Source organism: Bacteriovorax sp. BAL6_X, from assembly GCF_000443995.1.
Taxonomy (GTDB): domain Bacteria; phylum Bdellovibrionota; class Bacteriovoracia; order Bacteriovoracales; family Bacteriovoracaceae; genus Halobacteriovorax_A.
Genome location: NZ_AUMC01000006.1, coordinates 259,427 through 277,020, shown reverse-complemented (window position 1 = coordinate 277,020; position 17,594 = coordinate 259,427). Strand labels below are relative to the sequence as shown.

General features: G+C 36.4%; 16 protein-coding genes. 12 read left to right on the top strand and 4 right to left on the bottom strand.

The features are described from left to right. Positions 1–280: 280 nt before the first annotated feature. Positions 281–403: a hypothetical protein gene (locus tag M902_RS16750; protein WP_021267115.1), complete on the bottom strand. Its 123-nt coding sequence runs from the start codon at positions 401–403 to the stop codon at positions 281–283. Between the two features lie 989 nt (positions 404–1,392). On the opposite strand from M902_RS16750, the gene M902_RS05610 reads away from it, so the two are divergent. The 4 genes from M902_RS05610 (at position 1,393) to M902_RS05590 (ending at position 6,530) form a co-directional block, all read left to right on the top strand. After that, positions 1,393–2,595 (top strand): hypothetical protein, encoded by a 1,203-nt coding sequence (locus M902_RS05610; RefSeq protein ID WP_021267107.1) that lies wholly within the window; start codon positions 1,393–1,395, stop codon positions 2,593–2,595. Positions 2,596–3,386: 791 nt separating this feature from the next. Continuing rightward, positions 3,387–4,700 carry a cytochrome-c peroxidase gene (locus M902_RS05600; RefSeq protein WP_021266847.1) on the top strand — a complete coding sequence of 438 codons (1,314 nt, stop codon included), beginning with the start codon at positions 3,387–3,389 and terminating at the stop codon, positions 4,698–4,700. A 109-nt stretch (positions 4,701–4,809) separates the two neighbouring features. After that, the gene (locus M902_RS05595; RefSeq protein ID WP_021266806.1) at positions 4,810–6,099 is read left to right on the top strand and encodes a hypothetical protein; all 1,290 of its coding nucleotides are present in this window, start codon (positions 4,810–4,812) and stop codon (positions 6,097–6,099) included. Beyond that, positions 6,099–6,530, top strand: coding sequence for a hypothetical protein (locus M902_RS05590; protein WP_021267012.1), 432 nt, complete (start codon positions 6,099–6,101; stop codon positions 6,528–6,530). Before M902_RS05595 ends, M902_RS05590 begins: the two co-directional genes overlap by 1 nt. On the opposite strand, the gene M902_RS05585 is transcribed toward M902_RS05590, so the two are convergent. Next, the gene (locus M902_RS05585) at positions 6,522–7,397 is read right to left on the bottom strand and encodes an arginase family protein (protein ID WP_021267054.1); all 876 of its coding nucleotides are present in this window, start codon (positions 7,395–7,397) and stop codon (positions 6,522–6,524) included. The two genes, M902_RS05590 and M902_RS05585, sit on opposite strands and share 9 nt — an antisense overlap. Positions 7,398–7,420: 23 nt before the next feature. Here M902_RS05585 and M902_RS05580 point away from each other — a divergent pair, with 23 nt between their 5' ends. Beyond that, on the top strand, positions 7,421–8,794 hold the full coding sequence (locus M902_RS05580; protein WP_021266672.1) for a DUF4339 domain-containing protein: 1,374 nt from the start codon (positions 7,421–7,423) through the stop codon (positions 8,792–8,794). A gap of 2 nt (positions 8,795–8,796) precedes the next feature. On the opposite strand, the gene M902_RS05575 is transcribed toward M902_RS05580, so the two are convergent. Next, entirely contained in the window at positions 8,797–9,639 is an 843-nt protein-coding gene (locus M902_RS05575) for an MBL fold metallo-hydrolase (protein ID WP_021266603.1), read from the bottom strand. Positions 9,640–9,844: 205 nt separating this feature from the next. Between M902_RS05575 and sucC the strand changes: the two genes are divergently transcribed. The 7 genes from sucC to uvrB all read left to right on the top strand — a co-directional run bounded on the left by sucC (position 9,845) and on the right by uvrB (position 17,042). Next, positions 9,845–11,017: an ADP-forming succinate--CoA ligase subunit beta gene (gene sucC, locus M902_RS05570; protein ID WP_021266827.1), complete on the top strand. Its 1,173-nt coding sequence runs from the start codon at positions 9,845–9,847 to the stop codon at positions 11,015–11,017. Then, positions 11,017–11,892 carry a succinate--CoA ligase subunit alpha gene (gene sucD, locus M902_RS05565; protein WP_021266725.1) on the top strand — a complete coding sequence of 292 codons (876 nt, stop codon included), beginning with the start codon at positions 11,017–11,019 and terminating at the stop codon, positions 11,890–11,892. The genes sucC and sucD overlap by 1 nt, the downstream gene beginning before the upstream one ends. A 41-nt stretch (positions 11,893–11,933) precedes the next feature. Further along, a complete protein-coding gene (ndk, locus tag M902_RS05560) occupies positions 11,934–12,362 on the top strand; it encodes a nucleoside-diphosphate kinase (protein WP_040314368.1) in 429 nt (142 codons plus the stop codon). Positions 12,363–12,461: 99 nt separating this feature from the next. Next, entirely contained in the window at positions 12,462–12,944 is a 483-nt protein-coding gene (locus tag M902_RS05555; protein ID WP_156979728.1) for a hypothetical protein, read from the top strand. Beyond that, the gene (locus M902_RS05550) at positions 12,919–14,310 is read left to right on the top strand and encodes a sensor histidine kinase (protein ID WP_040314176.1); all 1,392 of its coding nucleotides are present in this window, start codon (positions 12,919–12,921) and stop codon (positions 14,308–14,310) included. Before M902_RS05555 ends, M902_RS05550 begins: the two co-directional genes overlap by 26 nt. A gap of 135 nt (positions 14,311–14,445) precedes the next feature. Continuing rightward, a complete protein-coding gene (locus tag M902_RS05545; protein ID WP_052607400.1) occupies positions 14,446–14,919 on the top strand; it encodes a CarD family transcriptional regulator in 474 nt (157 codons plus the stop codon). 125 nt (positions 14,920–15,044) lie between these two features. After that, positions 15,045–17,042 (top strand): excinuclease ABC subunit UvrB, encoded by a 1,998-nt coding sequence (gene uvrB / locus M902_RS05540; protein WP_021266675.1) that lies wholly within the window; start codon positions 15,045–15,047, stop codon positions 17,040–17,042. On the opposite strand, the gene M902_RS05535 is transcribed toward uvrB, so the two are convergent. Then, positions 17,005–17,517 carry a hypothetical protein gene (locus tag M902_RS05535; RefSeq protein ID WP_021266745.1) on the bottom strand — a complete coding sequence of 171 codons (513 nt, stop codon included), beginning with the start codon at positions 17,515–17,517 and terminating at the stop codon, positions 17,005–17,007. The genes uvrB and M902_RS05535 overlap by 38 nt on opposite strands. Positions 17,518–17,594 lie beyond the last annotated feature (77 nt).

The following is a 17,594-nucleotide window of genomic DNA, read 5'->3' as shown; positions in this document are numbered from 1 at the left end:
GGTGTAATTTGTATTCATATATTAAAGTTCTCATTTTTATATTAATTGTTTCTTGTGATTCTATGTCGCGAAGATTTACAGTTGGTCAATGTATGAAAAATAATTGGGTGAGCGGGATATATCGAGTTAAAAGCATGGATGGAGTGAGTATCTATCTTGTAAATGTAGAAACTAAAGAAAAACTTGAGATTAGTAGTATGGATAGAGGATGGGAGGATGTGTCATGTTATTAGGTAATGATTCGTTTCTAATTATTTAGGTGTATTGAGAAATATGATTATTATCCTCCACCCATATCTCCACCGTCGATAAGTCTTCTTAGGGTATTAACATCAATTTTAAGACCGTTGTTTAAATATAAAGACCTAAGATCAAGATTAGAAAGATCATTTAAATCAATCACTGTATGGTATTGCTGGTGGATTCGGGGGTGCTATCAGCTCGGGAATAAATCCAAGCTCATCGAGTTCAGTGTTTGCAAATACAGTAAATGAAACTAACCGTAATATTACAACTACAGTTGCACCAAATATAAACTTTGATTGGGCCGGGGGGAAGATTAATTTGGAAATAGATACAAGTTATGTAAATAGAAACACTACTAATTTTCTATTGTATATATACAGAAATTTTATAAGTCACACTATATTAGCATGTGTTTCTGTAATATTCGTTTTTTACCTAATTATGACAGTTATGAATAAGGAGTATGGTTATCATTTTATGTTAATCATAGTTTCAATATTCATTTTTTACATTTTTGCATTGTGTAATCATTGGTGTCTTTCATTAAGAAGAAACTCAACGAATGATGGGTATAGCGTAAAAGATTTATTTTCTAAATATGATTTTTATAAAAATGATATAAATAAAATTATTTACTTATCAGGAGATAAAAAATGGTTGTTGATAATTAAACCAGAAAATAGGTTCAAGAAGTATTTGTATATTGATGACATAAAAATATTTTTTAATAAAACAGGATTAGATATAACTAATATCAATTCCTGCATTGAGTCGGATAACGTCTTGTTCTTATTGAACAATCGTTACGAAGAAAAAAAAATAACAAAGACTTTTCTTAAATATAGGGACAAGTAAAATTGTAGTATATAGACTGTTCTCCATTAATTCTAGCTCAATGATATTTGCTTTATATCTATACGCTTCAAATACTTTTTCTCTACGCAAGGTAGGACATGGATGAGATAAAAAAAGTTGAAGACTGGAGAAAGTCAGTTCTTTTCTCATCGTGACCCCAAAATGGTTGAGTATCTTAATAGCCTCTTGTATTGGCTATATATAATCCTGTTTTGAATAATTTGTTGTTTTTCTAGCTTATTAATAACTAGTAAATTATGATTTTTACTAGAGTCTAATTTAGGAGTTTTAGTGAGTATAGAAGAGGATAAAACATTATATCGAAATCGTCCCATTGGGGCATTATCTTTAAATGGAGTTGGAGAAGTAAACATCTATCCTCTTAATTTTGGTCTAATGTTTGAGCTTTGTAAGAAACTAAAAAAAAAAATTAAAGATTGTTCTCCTGAAGAATATGTTGAAAATTTGTTGCTATTTGTAATATTTAAAAAAAATGAGAGTGGTGATGAAGAAATGGTTAAAGAGGAAGATATTGCAAATATGTCTTATGAAGACAAAGAAAAAATAATTAATGTATTGCTAAAAGAGAATGAAGGTTTATATAGAAAGAATATTACAGATAAGAAAACAGATGAAGATGGGAATACTTCAATTGAATTTAAATATGGTGAAATCGAGTACCCTAAGGAAGATGGGGAAAGTCTCTTCCATTATTTTCACCGACTAAGTGTTATCGAAGAGGAAGGAATTGAAGAGAGTTCACGAAAAATAACTGAAAGTTTCAAGAGCCAACTTCACTTTTCTTCTGGATTAAATAATAGAATCACTGATATGCTCAAAAAATTGAGTCCTGTAGCAAATCAAATGTCTCATATGCAAAAAATGGCACAGATTTATCAACCATTAAGTGGATTAAGTGAGTCTGTCGCTAGGGCTACAAAATTAAATGATACTATTAACAAAAGTGTATTAAACTCACCATTTTATAAAATTTTAAATGATCAAAGCAGTTTTGAATTAAGAAAGGAAAATCCACAACTAATTGTACCTAGAGATAATCGATTAGATGCATTGAAAGAACTCAAAGAAAGCTTTAGTCTTATGACCACAAAAATGGATGTTTTTATTTCTGTCACCACGGAAATGCTTAATGAAATGAAAGATTCAGGCGATTTGGCTAAAGAATCAAGTCGGCATTCACAAACCTCGTCAAAGACAAATGTTCGACTAACGTATTTAGTTATTTTTATAACAGTATTGTTTGGTTTTGCGACAATTTACACAACATATGAATCATCTAGTTCCTCTACTGATGAAATGATTCCTCCATTAAATGAAATTGTAAAATCAATTAATAATCAGAATACGGCTAGTGATGATAGCAGTAAGAAAATCATAGAATTGCTAGAGAAAAGCTTAGAAAGTGATGAAAAGATATTAAAAGAGCTGCATAGATATAATAAAGGTAGGGGAGAAGGAAAGGCTAAAAAATAATCAAGTTAGGGAGTTGGACTGTTAAATATAATTTTGTTTGTGTTAGTATTTTACTGCGGCACGCATAGGTAACTCTCTTTTTAAGATTTTGTCTCTTACAATATGTATCTCTTCTTTGTAGGAACATTGTTATCTATTAATCTCGCTTCAATCTTACATGCTTAAAAATAATTATTTATCTGTTCAATTAAGTAAACTCTAAATTCTGCCTTCTTGGCCTTGTGGAGTAATGATTTATTACTAAAATAAAGTTCTGTCTCGGGTGGGATGATGTTGATTTTGAAAATGAGATTGTTCGTGTTTCAAAATCATTTAATAAAAGAACTAATGAGATCAAGAGTACAAAAGCTGGTTATTGGCGAAATGTTCCAATGTTACCAGAACTCAAAGAGCTTATTATTTCTTTAAAGTCATCATCTAATAAAAAAATTGTTTTACCAAGATTCAACGATTGGAGGGGGGGAGATCAATCAAAGATATTCTTGATTGGTAACGGCCTTCCCAAGATTAAATTTCATGCTTTAAGAGCTTGTTTTGCAACTCAGCTCTTAGCAAAGGAACACTTGCTGTAATTGTGATGAAAATTTGTGGTTGGAGAGATTTGAAAACCATGGAGTTTTACATTCGTGTGGCTGGTGTGGACGAAAAAGGTGCGACTGATTGTCTTAATATCCTACCTTTTCTGATGTGGGTTTGACGGGCGTCGTGTAAGATTTAGGAAGTTAAATGTTTGACGTATCAAACACTCTTTCCTAATATTTTGAAAATTAATTTTTTGGGACACACACAAAATGAAAACATTATTTATCCTCACTTTTTGCTTGGCCGCTTTATCGGCGCAAGCAGACCAACTTGATATCAAACTAAAACGCTATATTAGTGACTTTAGATTAGAGGCCGTTGTAAAGCCTAAGGGAAAGAATCCTCAAATCTTTAAATTGGGACAAGAGCTCTTTAATGAGAAAGAGATTTCTGGAAATCGAAATATTAGCTGTGCTGATTGTCATAGGCCAGAGTTTGGAAGTGGTGACAAGCTTCCTGTTGGAATTGGTGAAGGTGGGAAGTGGCAAGCTGGTGAGCGCTTGATTGGTAGTGGACATGCAATCCCACGAAATTCTCAGCCTCTTTATAATCTTGGTGATAAGAATGTCGAATTTCTTTTTTGGGATGGGAGAGTTCACTACAGAAAAGATTGGGACGTTTACACAACTCCAGTTGAGGCCCTAAACGGTGACTATCCTGAGCGTTGGGATATTACAGAAAACTTAGGAAGTGCCCTTGCTGCTCAAGCTCTTTTTCCAATTACTTCTCATGAGGAAATGAGAGGTGTTAAGGGGAGTAACGATATTGCAAATGCTACAAATGAAGAAGCTGTCTGGGATCTTGTCATGAAGAGACTATTGGCCATGCCAAAGTACCAGAAGCTTTTTAAAGAAGCATTTCCTAAAACTCCACAGGCCGAGCTTAATATTGGTCACTTCGGACAGGCGATGGCCCATTTTGAAACACATGAATTTGCTGCATATAATACTGGTTGGGATAAGTACCTAAGAGGCGAGCGTATGGCCCTTAACCAAAAGGCAAAGCGTGGAGCAGTGATCTTTTTTGAAAATGGTAGTTGTTTTTCATGCCACTCAGGTGATCTACTGGGTGGGCGCGGGTTCTTCTCTGTTGCCTCTCCTCAGGTTGGTCCAGGTAAAAATGATCCTAGAAAGAATGATGAAGGTCGATTTAATATTACTAAACGTGACTTTGATCGTTATCAGTTTAGAGTTCCACCACTTAGGAATATCGCTCTTACTGGCCCATACTTTCACGCTGGAGCCTATGGGACATTAGAAGAGGTAGTGGATCATTATAATAACGGAATAAAGTCTATTGATACTTATGATAGTTCTTGGGTGGAGAATACATTCTTGAAGAATTTTGGACGAAAGTTATTTGTTGAAACTAATAACTATATGAACTTTAAGAAGAAAAATGCCGCAGATACGATCCTTAAAGATCACCTTATTCGCCTTAATAATTCTCAAAAAAGCGATTTAGTCTACTTTTTAAAGTATGGATTAACTGACGAAAAAGACCTCGATAAAATAGTGCCTTAAATAATTGGTAGCGAAATTTGTATAAACAAGCAGATTTCGCCCATATTTTATTAACCTTCCTGCAGTGTGCTACAATAACTATTGTCGCGTTAAACTTATGGGGAAGTTGATGAAAAAGTTGATATTATTTTTAAGTATCCTTGCAGTTTCAAGTATATATGCAGGTACGTCAGATCCTTCTTATGAGGAAATTTCAGATATTCAATTTGATGTTGTTCGTTCATTTGATGTTCTAGATACAGAAACTGGCTATTCCCATCGTATTGATGCCCCAAAAAAGAGAAGCGATAAGAGTATTAAGGTTCGTATTGTTGGCCAAAATAAGTGGGCCTATAGAATAAAGATTGAAGTTGATGGTATCGAGCACGACAAAACATATCACGTAACAAAGAGATACCTTAAAGAGGCCCTAGATATGGCAACGGCCTATAATTATATTCGTCTAAACCGTATGGTTGGAGAGGTTGGAAATCCACCTGTTGAACCTTGTGGAGATAGTACTGTATCAACGAGTCTAAGACCTAAGCCTCGTCCTGTTTATGTAAGTGAAATTTTTGAAGAACCTGAAAGTATCATTACAAATAATCAAAAATGGAAAGCTGGTTGTGAAGTTCTTGAAAATCGCGGTTCATTATCAGCAGAAGATAGTGAGTCAAAATCTAAGCTTGCACAGTGTATGAAGAGTATTCAAAATTCTATCACTCGTCAGGGGACTCTTTCGAACCGTGGGCAAATCTTTAAAAATCTTTATAGGTATCTAAGGCCAGAAGAACAGCATTTTGCAGCGATGGTATTTACAGCTCAAGGTGAGGCTGGGATTCTTGTTCGTGATTTAAATGGCGGGGAGAGACATCCTGAAGAAATGATGATGATTATGAAGGTTATTGATAACCGTGTCCGTAATTCAAATGAAGATGCGGCCCGTGCTGGAAAGAAAGGTGATACAAGAGCTCTCGATATTGCTTTAGATCCTTGGCAATTCTCAATGTATAACCACAATGAAGACAACTGGCGACAGATGATGTTTCCAGGACGTAATCAGGAGTTTGATACGGCCATTGATGCTTATATGAAGTTTGGAACAGCGGATTTTAAGCCTAAGCCAGATGTTGATCATGTTTATCATTACCACGCAAACTGGATGCTTCCTTCAAATGATGCTTGGGGAGACAACTTCAGAGCAAATCAAGATAATTGGGAATTAAATGTGAAGGTAAATGGAGATCTTTTAAGACAACCAAACCCGATGTATAATGAAAACAATGCAAGTGATCGCAAGAAAATTGCAAAGAGTTGGAAAAGACAACGCCATATTTTTTATAAACCGATTGATACCGATGGAAAGATCGTTGATGGCGACGATTGGCATTGGACGGTAAGAAAGCCATTTAGGTCATAATGAAAAAGCTACTATTAATTTCTACAATTATTTTACAAACAATTGCATTCGCTGGTGTTAGTGACTGGTCAATTGTAAATATTAAAGGTGACTTCTGGCTTAAGAAGAAAGATTCAAAAACACTTAAGGCAAAGATCACAAAACGAACTGGTAAAAGTAAAGTCACGGAGACAAAATCAGTAGGTGAGAATTATGAGCTTATCATTTATTATTCTGGATCTGCCGGTACTTTTCAACTAATCGATATTTACTATGCGGTTATCTTTGATAAAAAGAAAAATCAATTTCTCGGGGATTATCCTTGGGCCTATAAAGCGCAAGAGGCGTCTAAGAAGGTTGATAATCCAAAGTGGGATATTTCAGAGAAGTCCATTAAAATCATTGATCAGCAAACTGATTTGAATAAAACAATCGAATTAAGATCAAATTAGAAAATCATAGATGAGTGAGGCGAGGGCGCGCGCGTCCTTTGCCGATAGCTCGTCAAATATCGGATTGTATTCATAAATTCCCAAAATTTGCTTTTTATTAGCAGTATACTCTTTATATTGCGAAACAAGCTTCCTTAAAAATTCAAGTGGTATACCATCGTGATTAACTGCACTCACACTTTGCATGTCACTTGCGGCAATGGCATCAGCATCAATACTAAAGAGGATATCTCCATCGTGACTTTTATAGATATCATCCATAAAGCTAATATCATTGAATGTGTGGGATAACTCTTTTAGCTTCTTTGTATCGATAATATCCATCTTCATGCCCTCATAATTTTCAGGAATATTGGCATAATGGTGAATTCCTATTTGAAGAATCTTAACTTCTTTTTGATTGGCGACTTGGCGAAAAGGTGTACCCGAATGATAGACATCATCATTTCTTGTATCGAGATGAGCATCAATATTAATGAGAAGTGGATTCTTTAATTCAACTCCCATCGCCAATGGGTATAGATGATCATGGCCTCCCCCTAAATGAATAATCTTCTTGGCCATAACACTTTTTATCGTCTCAATTGATTGGGCCTGCATTTTGTCAAAGTCTAACTGCGTTTGGTTTGCGACGCTGATGATACCAAGCTCTTGTAGATTATTATGGTCGGCAAACTTTTTAAGTTGTGAAAGTATGACTTTTGGCCCATGAGAAGCACCTCGACGCCCACCATTTCTAACAACTCCGAGATCATTCTCACTTAAAAGAAGTGCTTGTTGGGTCTTTAAATCATCTATTTTGAAGCGAGTGACAATGGATTGTGATTTTCTTTTATTAAGATTGTCATCTATTTCTTTCCAGCCCATGTAACTTCCTTTAAAGTATAACTATGCAAAAAAATTGGTATATTAATCAGTCCGGTAAAAACAAGGGACCATTCAACGCTCAAGATATTATCGACTTTTATGATAAAGGTCTAATTAAATCCTATCAACTTTGTTGGCGCAAAGGAGCTGCTAATTGGAAGCCTGTCTTTGCTGTCATTCAAATTGCCCGCAATGAGGCCCAGTCTTATTATGAGTCTAAGGTATTAGATGAGGGGCACGATCTTCCTGAAATTCCTATTCACGAAGTAAAGTCCACAGGTGATTATGATGAGCTTAATGATGAGAATATTCCCCCTCTCTTAGAGGAAGAATTAAGTGAAGAACTTGATCAGGAATACGACCAGGATATCTTGGAATCAAATTCTTCATTTGATCTCAAGGATTCAGAAGCAGAATTAGAGGCGCAGATACCTAGCAAATTTCCCATTTACTCAACAGTAGTGGCGAGCTTTATTATTGCTGTTGTTGTCGTTGTTAGTTTTTATATGGCAGCTGGCCCTAAGGTAAAAGAGGTTGAGTTAAAAAATATTTCTATAAGTGCTTTAAATGAGTTTAAAAAGCCTGTTCGTTCTAATGATGTTCACTTAATTGTGAATAAGGATATGTCTACTCTCTATCTCAAGCTTCCTTTCGAAAAGAGAGTGAGTGTCGAGTTGATCTTGCATCGAAAGCCTGATGAGTTTCACCGTGGTGATGTTCTTGTTAAGGCCCATAATATTGGAGAGGGTGGAGTTATTGAGTTTAAGGATCTAATTCTTGAAGAAGGTCAAAATTTTATTCCCGGTACATACGCAGTCACATTCATTTATGACTACTTAGGCTTACTGGATAATATTAAAAGTAAATTTGGTAGTGGCCCAAGTCGAGAAGTCTTAGAAAAGAAAGTCTTCCTTGTTCCAGAAACTCGCGAAAAATATCTAGAGAGAATTACTAAAATTGAAAAGAAGAAAACGGTAGCCTCTAAGAAGAATATTGCCGCTATTAATGAAAAGCTTAGAACATTGGAGGCCATCATTTCTTCAATGTCGATTCACTATCGACTTTCTCTAAGTCAACAAAGTGGATGGCTTGCTCATAAAGAGTTCAAACAGCGTTACGCTAAGAATATTGCACCTCTCTTACAAAGTATTGTTTTATCAAATTATGACCTCAATAATACGAAGTTATCTGATAAGGAAAGAAAGCTTGAAAATGAGATTCATTCACTTGGTAAGGATATTAGTGCATGGAGCGTGAAGTTAACTGAAAAACTTTCTCGTTATGGCATGCTTAATAAGAAGAAGCGTCTTTATCTGAGAAGATTCATGGATAAAGATCGTGTGAACTTTCAGTCTTTAAAGAACGAAGTTCAAAAGCAAATCAAAAAGCTACTTTAATTTTATTCTAGTTCAACTGGAATATACTTACCGCGCTCATTTTGCGTAATCTTTGCACTGGCATATTTTGGGTCATGTTCAAAGATTACGCGAAGATCTTTTTCCACAATCATCTTTAAAAACTCGATCTTATCCATTGTTGTCTGCCCTGGAGCAATATCGTAGCCCATAACCCATGGAACGTGGACATGATTAGATGTTGGAATTAGGTCTGCCAAGTAAATATATTCATTAGTATAAGGATGAATAAGGTGTGGAGTGTGACCGTAAGAGCACTTAAAGCGCAGACTATCGTCACTTAACTTTAAGATTTCGCCTTCTTTGCCACTCAGCCAATGAACGCGTCCGGCCTTATCAAAATTTTCAATTGTTTCTTTGAAATATTGAGTATGGAAGGAGCCACTATCTCTTACTGTTGGATTAAGTGCATATTCCCAGTGATCTTTATGAAGGTGAATTGTGGCATTGGGAAAGACTGGTGTAAATTGACCATTCTCATCCTTATATACCATCCCTCCAACATGATCGAAGTGAAGGTGAGAGATCACAAGATCTGTTACGTCAGTACAATTAATTCCCTTATTTGCAAGGGCCTTAACTAGAGGAGAGTGTTCTTGGCGAACATCAAATTGCTGGTCAAACTTCTCGCCGTGATAATCACCAATTCCCGTATCAGTAATAATGATACGATCCTGGTCCTTAATAATCCAAAGACGGAGATCGAGGTCAATGCGGTTATAATCATCCGCAGGATGAACCTTATTCCATAATGGTTTTGGTATAATGCCGAACATGGCACCACCGTCTAATCTAAATTTACCAGGGCTAATAAGTATGTTTTCCATGCCTTAATTGTGCGAAAGTTTGGAAATAGCTTCAAGACTGTAAGCGTTATATTGTTGATAACTCTTTTGTTCTAAAGTTTAATCATTTAATGCACAAAAAACTTTGGGAAAATGACACGACTCACCTAGAAAGATATGGTCTTGCCCTCTATTATAAGCCAGTAAAATCATGAATATTTCATAGACTAAAAACTTAGGAGTTTTAATGAACGTACATGAGTACCAGGCCAAGGGTTTAATGAGAGATATGGGCCTGAAGGTTCTTAGAGGTGAAGTTGCAAAGACTGTTGATGAAGCAGTTGCTGCGGCAGAAAAATTAGGTGGAAATATTTGGGTTGTTAAAGCTCAAATTCACGCAGGTGGGCGTGGTAAAGCAGGTGGTGTAAAGCTTGCAAAGTCAATCGAAGAAGTTCGCTTACACGCTGACGATATTCTAGGTAAGACTCTTGTTACTCACCAAACTGGTCCAGAAGGCAAGAAAGTTCACACTCTTTTCATCGAAGAAGGTTGTGACATCGAGCACGAGTACTATGCTGGTGTTGTTCTAGATCGTGCAACTGGTAAAGTTACAATGATGGCCTCTGAAGAGGGTGGAGTTGAAATTGAAGAAGTTGCTCATAAAACTCCAGAGAAAATTATTAAGGTAGCAATCGATCCTGCAGCTGGATTTACTCCATTTGTTGCAAGAAAGCTTGCATACGGAATTGGTCTTAAGACAAAAGAAGAAGTGAAGGAAGCTTCAATTTTCTTTAAAGGTCTTTATGATCTATACATGAAGTACGACTGCTCAATTGCAGAAATCAACCCATTAGTGAAAACTAAGCAAGGTGATATCTTAGCACTAGATGCAAAGCTGAACTTTGACTCGAATGCTCTTTTTAGACATCCTGAAGTTCAAGAACTAAGAGACCCAACTGAAGAAAGTGATAAAGAACTTGCAGCAAGTGAGTTTGGTGCTGCATATATTGAGCTTGATGGAAATATTGGTTGTCTTGTAAACGGTGCTGGTCTTGCGATGGGTACAATGGACATCATTAAGCTTCACGGTGGTGAGCCGGCTAACTTCCTTGATGTTGGTGGTTCAGCAACTAAAGAAACTGTTCAAAAAGCATTCTCTCTTATTCTTCAAGATGAGAACGTAAAAGCAATTCTAGTTAATATCTTTGGTGGGATCATGAAATGTGACATCATTGCTGAAGGTGTTGTCGCTGCTGCAAAAGAACTAGAGTTAACAGTTCCATTAGTAGTAAGACTAGAAGGAACAAACGTTGCTCTAGGTAAGAAAATATTAAATGAATCAGATCTTGCAATTATCGCTGCTGAAGATCTAGCTGACGCTGCGAAGAAAGCAGTAGAAGCAGCAAAAGGGGAGGCGTAATGGCCATTCTTATTAATCGTGATACAAAACTAATCACTGTTGGTTTTACAGGTAAGCAAGGTACTTTCCACTCACTACAATCAAGAGATTACGGTACTAATTTTGTTGGTGGTGTAACTCCAGGTAAAGGTGGAACAGTTCACGAAGGTTTCCCTGTTTTCAATACAATTAAAGAAGCTATGAATAAGACGGAAGCAAATGCGGCCATGATTATGGTTCCACCTCCGTTCGCAGCTGACTCAATCCTTGAAGCAATTGATGCAGAAATGCCACTTATCATTGCTATTACTGAAGGGATTCCTATCCTTGATATGGTTAAGGTAAAAGCAGCTCTTAAAGGTTCAAAGTCAAGACTAATTGGTCCTAACTGTCCAGGTGTTATCACTCCAGGTGAGTGTAAGATCGGAATTATGCCAGGTCATATCCACATGCCAGGTCGTGTTGGTGTTATCTCTCGTTCAGGAACTCTTACATACGAAGCTGTTTACCAATTAACTCAAAGAGATATTGGTCAATCAACTTGTGTCGGTATTGGTGGTGACCCAGTAAATGGAACTAACTTCATCGACGTATTAGAACTTTTCGAAAAAGATCCTGATACTGATGCCGTTATCATGATTGGTGAAATCGGTGGTTCTGCTGAAACAGATGCAGGTCGTTGGATTCAAAAGAACATGAGTAAGCCTGTTGTATCTTTCATCGCTGGTGCTTCAGCGCCTCCGGGTAAGAGAATGGGTCACGCAGGTGCAATCATTTCTGGTGGAGATGATACTGCAGAAGCTAAGTTTAGAATTCTTGAAGAATGTGGTGTAACAGTTTCACGTTCTCCTGCTGAGCTTGGTGAGACAATGGAGAAGGTTTTAAAGAACCTTTAAGTAAAAAATTAGTGAATTTTCCACTAGATAATTTTAAGGAGATTAAAATGGAAAGAACTTTTAGTATCATTAAGCCAAACGCGCTACTTGATAACAACATCGGTAACATTGTAAAGAGATTCGAAGAAGAAGGTCTAAGAATCGCTGCACTTAAACTTACTCATCTTTCAAAAGAGAAAGCTGAAGGGTTCTATATCGAGCACAAAGATAGACCATTCTTTGGTGAGCTTGTTGCTTTCATGACTTCTGCACCAGTAGTACTTATGTGCCTAGAAGGTGAAAATGCAGTTGAAAGAAATAGAGAAATCATGGGTGCAACTAACCCAGCTGAAGCAGCAGAAAATACGCTAAGAAAGCTATATGCTAAGTCAATCGGTGAAAACGCTGTTCACGGTTCAGACTCTCTTGCTTCTGCAGAAAGAGAACTTGCTTATTTCTTCGAAAAAGATGAAATCGTTTCACGTTTCTAATTATCTTTTAAATTAAAAGCATAATATGAGAAGGTCCTGTTTTAAACAGGGCCTTTTTTATACTTGGTCATAACGTTCTAAACGTGATAAAAATTATTTATGAGAATATTGATATTAATCACTACACTTATTAGTCTTAGTGCTTTTGCAAATAAGATTCCTAGGCAAAAGATTAAAATTCTTAATCATAAGCGCCATATGGAAGTTGAGATTGTGAAGGTTGATTACTTTAATAAAATTCCAAGCGTTGAATTTGATTTTATCGATCCTTATCAGCAACATAAGAAAGTTAAGGTCACTGCGATTTCACTTGAGAATCTATTTGCATACTTTGCACCTAGTGCTATCTCTGTAAAGCTAAAGGCCATTAATCTTTATAAAGTTCATATAAAAAGGAATGTAGAGCGTTCGAAAACTACATACTTAATGTATAAGCAAGATGGTAAATGGTTGAAGAATTCTGAATTGGGACCATTGAGAATTATCAGAAAGGGCCTTGGAGTAATTGCCAAAGATAAAATTACTGAAGAGGGAGCTGATTGGATTTGGATGATTAATGAAATCGAATTCATCTATGAGTAAGCTTTCTAATAAGCACTTATTTTACAGTTTTCTAATAATCCTTGTACTTATGCTCTCTGCTGGTTTTGGAGCAGGGTTTCGAATTTTTGACAAGGAGGAGCACAGACTCTTTAACTCAAGAGTCGTCGCAAGGCTATATTTTCACGTCGCCTACGCCATACATGATACTCATAAAAAACTGATTAAGTTCAAAGATAAACCTACTGTTGATAATCTAGAGGATGCCTATTTAAGAATAGATGCTAGTTTTGGACAAATTAGTGCTCTTAAGAATGAGGCCTTCATTTTAGATGAAATTGAAACAAAGTCATTTCAAGACTATTTAAAAGTCGTAAATTCTATACTTACATCTGCTCGCAATATAATTGAAGAGGTTCTCATCAAGGCCGAGAGTATTGAAGGTTATAAATTTCAAGAAAGTGATTTTAAAAAGATTGTTAAATCGATTGTAATTCTTGAGCGATTAAGTGATTTAAACTTAGAGCTAGAAAGTGAGTTTTGGCAGCTCTCAGCTTATGTTTATGGAGATATTACTAGTTCTTTCGATTTTAAACGAGCGGTCTATGTTGCATCTTTTTCGGGACTGACTATTTGCCTAATCGGTTTCCTAGTTATACTTGTGCTTAAGATTCGTAGTGATTCAAGACTTGAAGAAAAGAATGTAGAGTTGGTTAATAATTACCGCCTGGCAAATCTTGGAGAGTTTGCGGCCAATGTTGCACATGAAATTAATAACCCTCTGACTGTCCTTTTGTGGAGTGTAAAAAGACTCGAGAAGAATACAGTCAATGAAGAAGAGAAGAAACGATTTAATATGATCAAGAATCAGGCACAGAGGATTGATCAAATCATTAAAGGGATTAAGCTTTTATCAAAGAACTCAAATCATCTTAACAATAGCGCAATTGATGTTGATAAGCTTTTTGAACAGCTTCAAGAGCTTGTTATACATAAATGTAGTGCAAATAATATTGCTTTGAATATCGAAGGTGACTGCGATGGTTGTCAGATTTGGGGAAAGGAAGTTCAAATCCTTCAGGTGCTAACAAATTTTGTTTCCAATTCTGTTGACGCTATTGAAGAGATGGAGAAGGGAAGAATTACTATTCGCTACAAAAATAGTAGTGACAATCAACTCATTATTCACATCATTGATACAGGAAAGGGGATTAAGCTTAAGGATCAAAAGAAGCTCTTTGCCTATATGTATACGACCAAGCCAGAAGCCGGTATGGGGATTGGATTGGCCCTTAGCACGCAAATTATTGAATCGATGAATGGCCATATCAAATATCTCAATGAAGAGAAGAATACGACATTTGAAATCATGCTGCCACTGTACCGTAGTTCTGCTAAACATAAGTAATTGAAATTATAAGAGTTGCTCTCTACAACGAACTGTCTAAAAATCAAAGATCATATGTAAATCTTACAAGGCTCATTGAGACTGATGCTGCGTCATAGTATATTCAATGGGAGAGAAGTACCCATGGAGGTAGAAATGTTTAACATTGGAGATTACGCAGTTTGCCCTGGCCACGGTGTGGGACAAATTGTGGACATCGAAGATCGCGAGGTGGGAGGACAGAGCCTTTCATTCTACATCATCAAAGTTGTAGCAAATGGAATGACTGTTATGGTTCCTACAAATTCCAAAGACGGAATTAGAGTACTCGTCGACGAAAGTGAGATAAGTGAAGTCTATGAACTTCTTAATGATCACGATGTAACAGTTGATAATTCAACTTGGAATCGTCGCTATAGAGACTATATGGAAAAAGTGAAGACTGGTTCACTTTTAGAGATTGCTGATGTCCTAAGATCATTATTCTTATTAAAGAATAAGAAAAATCTGTCATTTGGTGAAAAGAAAATGCTTGAGCAGTGTAGAGATTTAATTGTGCAAGAAATTTCAATCAAGAACGGGGCAGAGAAAACTGAAATTAAAAATCAAATTGAGAGCTGTTTTAATTAATAGCTATATAGGTTCATGATTCTTTTGAACTTATTCTCTTGTGTTGTGTGTGTGAAATAAGCGTTTGTGGGGCAACTTACAAACGCTTTATTTGTTTTTGTCTTCTTTTAGGCTAGAATACACTTATGAGTGACACAGTCTTTAACTTAAAATCAAAATTTCAACCTTGTGGTGATCAGCCCGAGGCAATAAAAACAATAGTCGATAAAATTGGCTCTGGCGCTAAAGAACAGACACTTTTAGGAGTAACTGGTTCTGGTAAAACTTTTACCATGGCCAATGTTATACAAAAGCTTGGAAAGAAAACTCTTATTCTAGCTCATAATAAAACACTCGCAGCGCAACTCTATGCAGAGTTTCGTGAGTTCTTTCCTGATAATGCTGTCGAGTACTTTGTTTCATACTACGACTACTATCAACCTGAAGCCTATGTGCCAGGCAGTGACACTTATATTGAAAAAGACTCGTCTGTAAATGATGAGATAGATAAGCTTCGCCACTCTGCAACTCGATCTTTATTAGAGAGAGATGATGTTATTATCATTTCATCTGTTAGTTGTATTTATGGGATTGGTTCTCCTGATGAATATGCAAATATGAGAGAGACACTTTTTGTCGGTGATGAGAGAGATCGTGATGAATTTTTAAAATCACTTGTTGCCATACAATACGAAAGAAATGATATCGACTTTGTTCGCGGTTGCTTTCGTGTACGTGGTGATATCGTTGAAGTTTTCCCGGCCCATGAAGATTCAAATGTCGTGCGTATTGAGTTCTTTGATGATGAAATTGAAAGTATAACTGTCGTTGACCCCTTGAGAGGAACTAAGATTCAAGCACTTCAAAAGGTGACTATCTATCCAAAGTCTCACTACGTTGTTGGTGAAGAACGAATGGAACAAGCCTTGGAGACAATTAAAGTTGAACTCCGTGAAACACTACAGGATTTAGAAAAGAAAAATAAATTGGTTGAAAAGCAAAGGCTTGAACAAAGAACTCTTTTAGATATTGAGATGCTAGAGGAGATGGGCTTTTGTTCAGGAATTGAAAATTACTCTCGTCACATGACAGGAAGTGAACCGGGAGATCCTCCACCGACTCTAATTGATTTTTTTAGAAAAGATTTTCTTATGATTATTGATGAGTCACATATTACTGTTCCACAGGTTGGTGGTATGTATAGGGGAGACCGAGCAAGGAAAATGAATCTCGTTGATTATGGCTTTAGGCTTCCTTCTGCTCTTGATAATCGTCCTCTTAATTTTGAAGAATTTAAATCGAAACTAGATGATATTCTTTACGTGTCTGCGACTCCGGGAAATTATGAGTTGGAGAGAACACATGGAGAGTTTGTAGAGCAAATTATTAGGCCAACAGGTCTTCTTGATCCAATCATTGAAGTAAGGGATGCGACTAATCAGGTCGATGATCTTTTGGTTGAAGTTAAGAAGATTATCGATAAAGGTCAAAGAGTTCTGATTACAACATTAACAAAGAAGTTGGCCGAAGAGTTAACAAATTTCTATCATGGTAGTGGAATTAAGGTTAAGTACCTGCATAGTGATATTGATACCATTGAGCGAGTTGAGATTATTCGCGATCTTAGGCTTGGCGAGTTTGATGTTCTTGTGGGGATTAACTTATTAAGGGAAGGACTTGATATTCCGGAAGTTTCACTCGTTGCTATCTTAGATGCTGATAAGGAAGGCTTCTTAAGGTCTGAAAGGTCACTTGTTCAAACAATCGGACGTGCAGCTCGAAATAGCGACGGTAAAGTTCTCATGTATGCTTACCAGACGACGAAATCGATGGAACGTGCAATTGGCGAGACAAAGAGGCGTCGAGCGATTCAAATGGAATATAACGAGGTCAATGGAATTACACCACAAACAATTCTAAAAGAAGTATCTGGTGGAGTTATTGAGACACTTCGTGGAGGTAAGAAGAAGGGGAAAAATAGCGGGCCAAAAGAAGTTACAATGTCTCCTGATGAGATAAAAAAACGCATCGCTGAGCTTAAGCTTGAAATGAAAGAAGCTTCTAAAGATTTACGTTTCGAAGATGCTGCTAAGATTCGAGATGAAATTAAGTTCTTAAACGAATCATTTCTAGTCTTTGGCTAACCTCTGTCGTGATAGGCATGCTCTTTAAGAAACTAAAGAGACCTAGTGCATGGCCATGACGAATTGAAAACTCGTCTGCTTCAATTTGTTTTGTCATCTCACTTAGTTGAGATCTCATCGTGAAATGACGATAGTATAGGTGTCCTAACTCGTGGAAGATCACAGCTTGGGCCATAATATTATCTGCAGAACGAATCATTTTAAGTAATTGAGGATAAATAAGGATAAATGTTTTATCACCATGTGATGGGATAACACTTGAGTAAAATCCTTGGCTGTCTAGAAAAACGAGTTGCCCATAAGATGCTAAGCTTTCACACTCCTCATCATCAAGTTGACCAAGTATATCTTGAAAGAATCTGAAAATATGTGGGTTTGAAACAATCCAATGGTGTGCTGGATCAGAAAAGTCTACTAATGGTAGATTTTGTTCTTCAATATTCTTTGTAAATGTTTTCTTTATTGCGTTTATCATACATTATTCATCGGATCGAAACTATGGTGACATCAGTTTCAGAGTACATTAGACAATTACTAGGTAAGCTTTGCCAG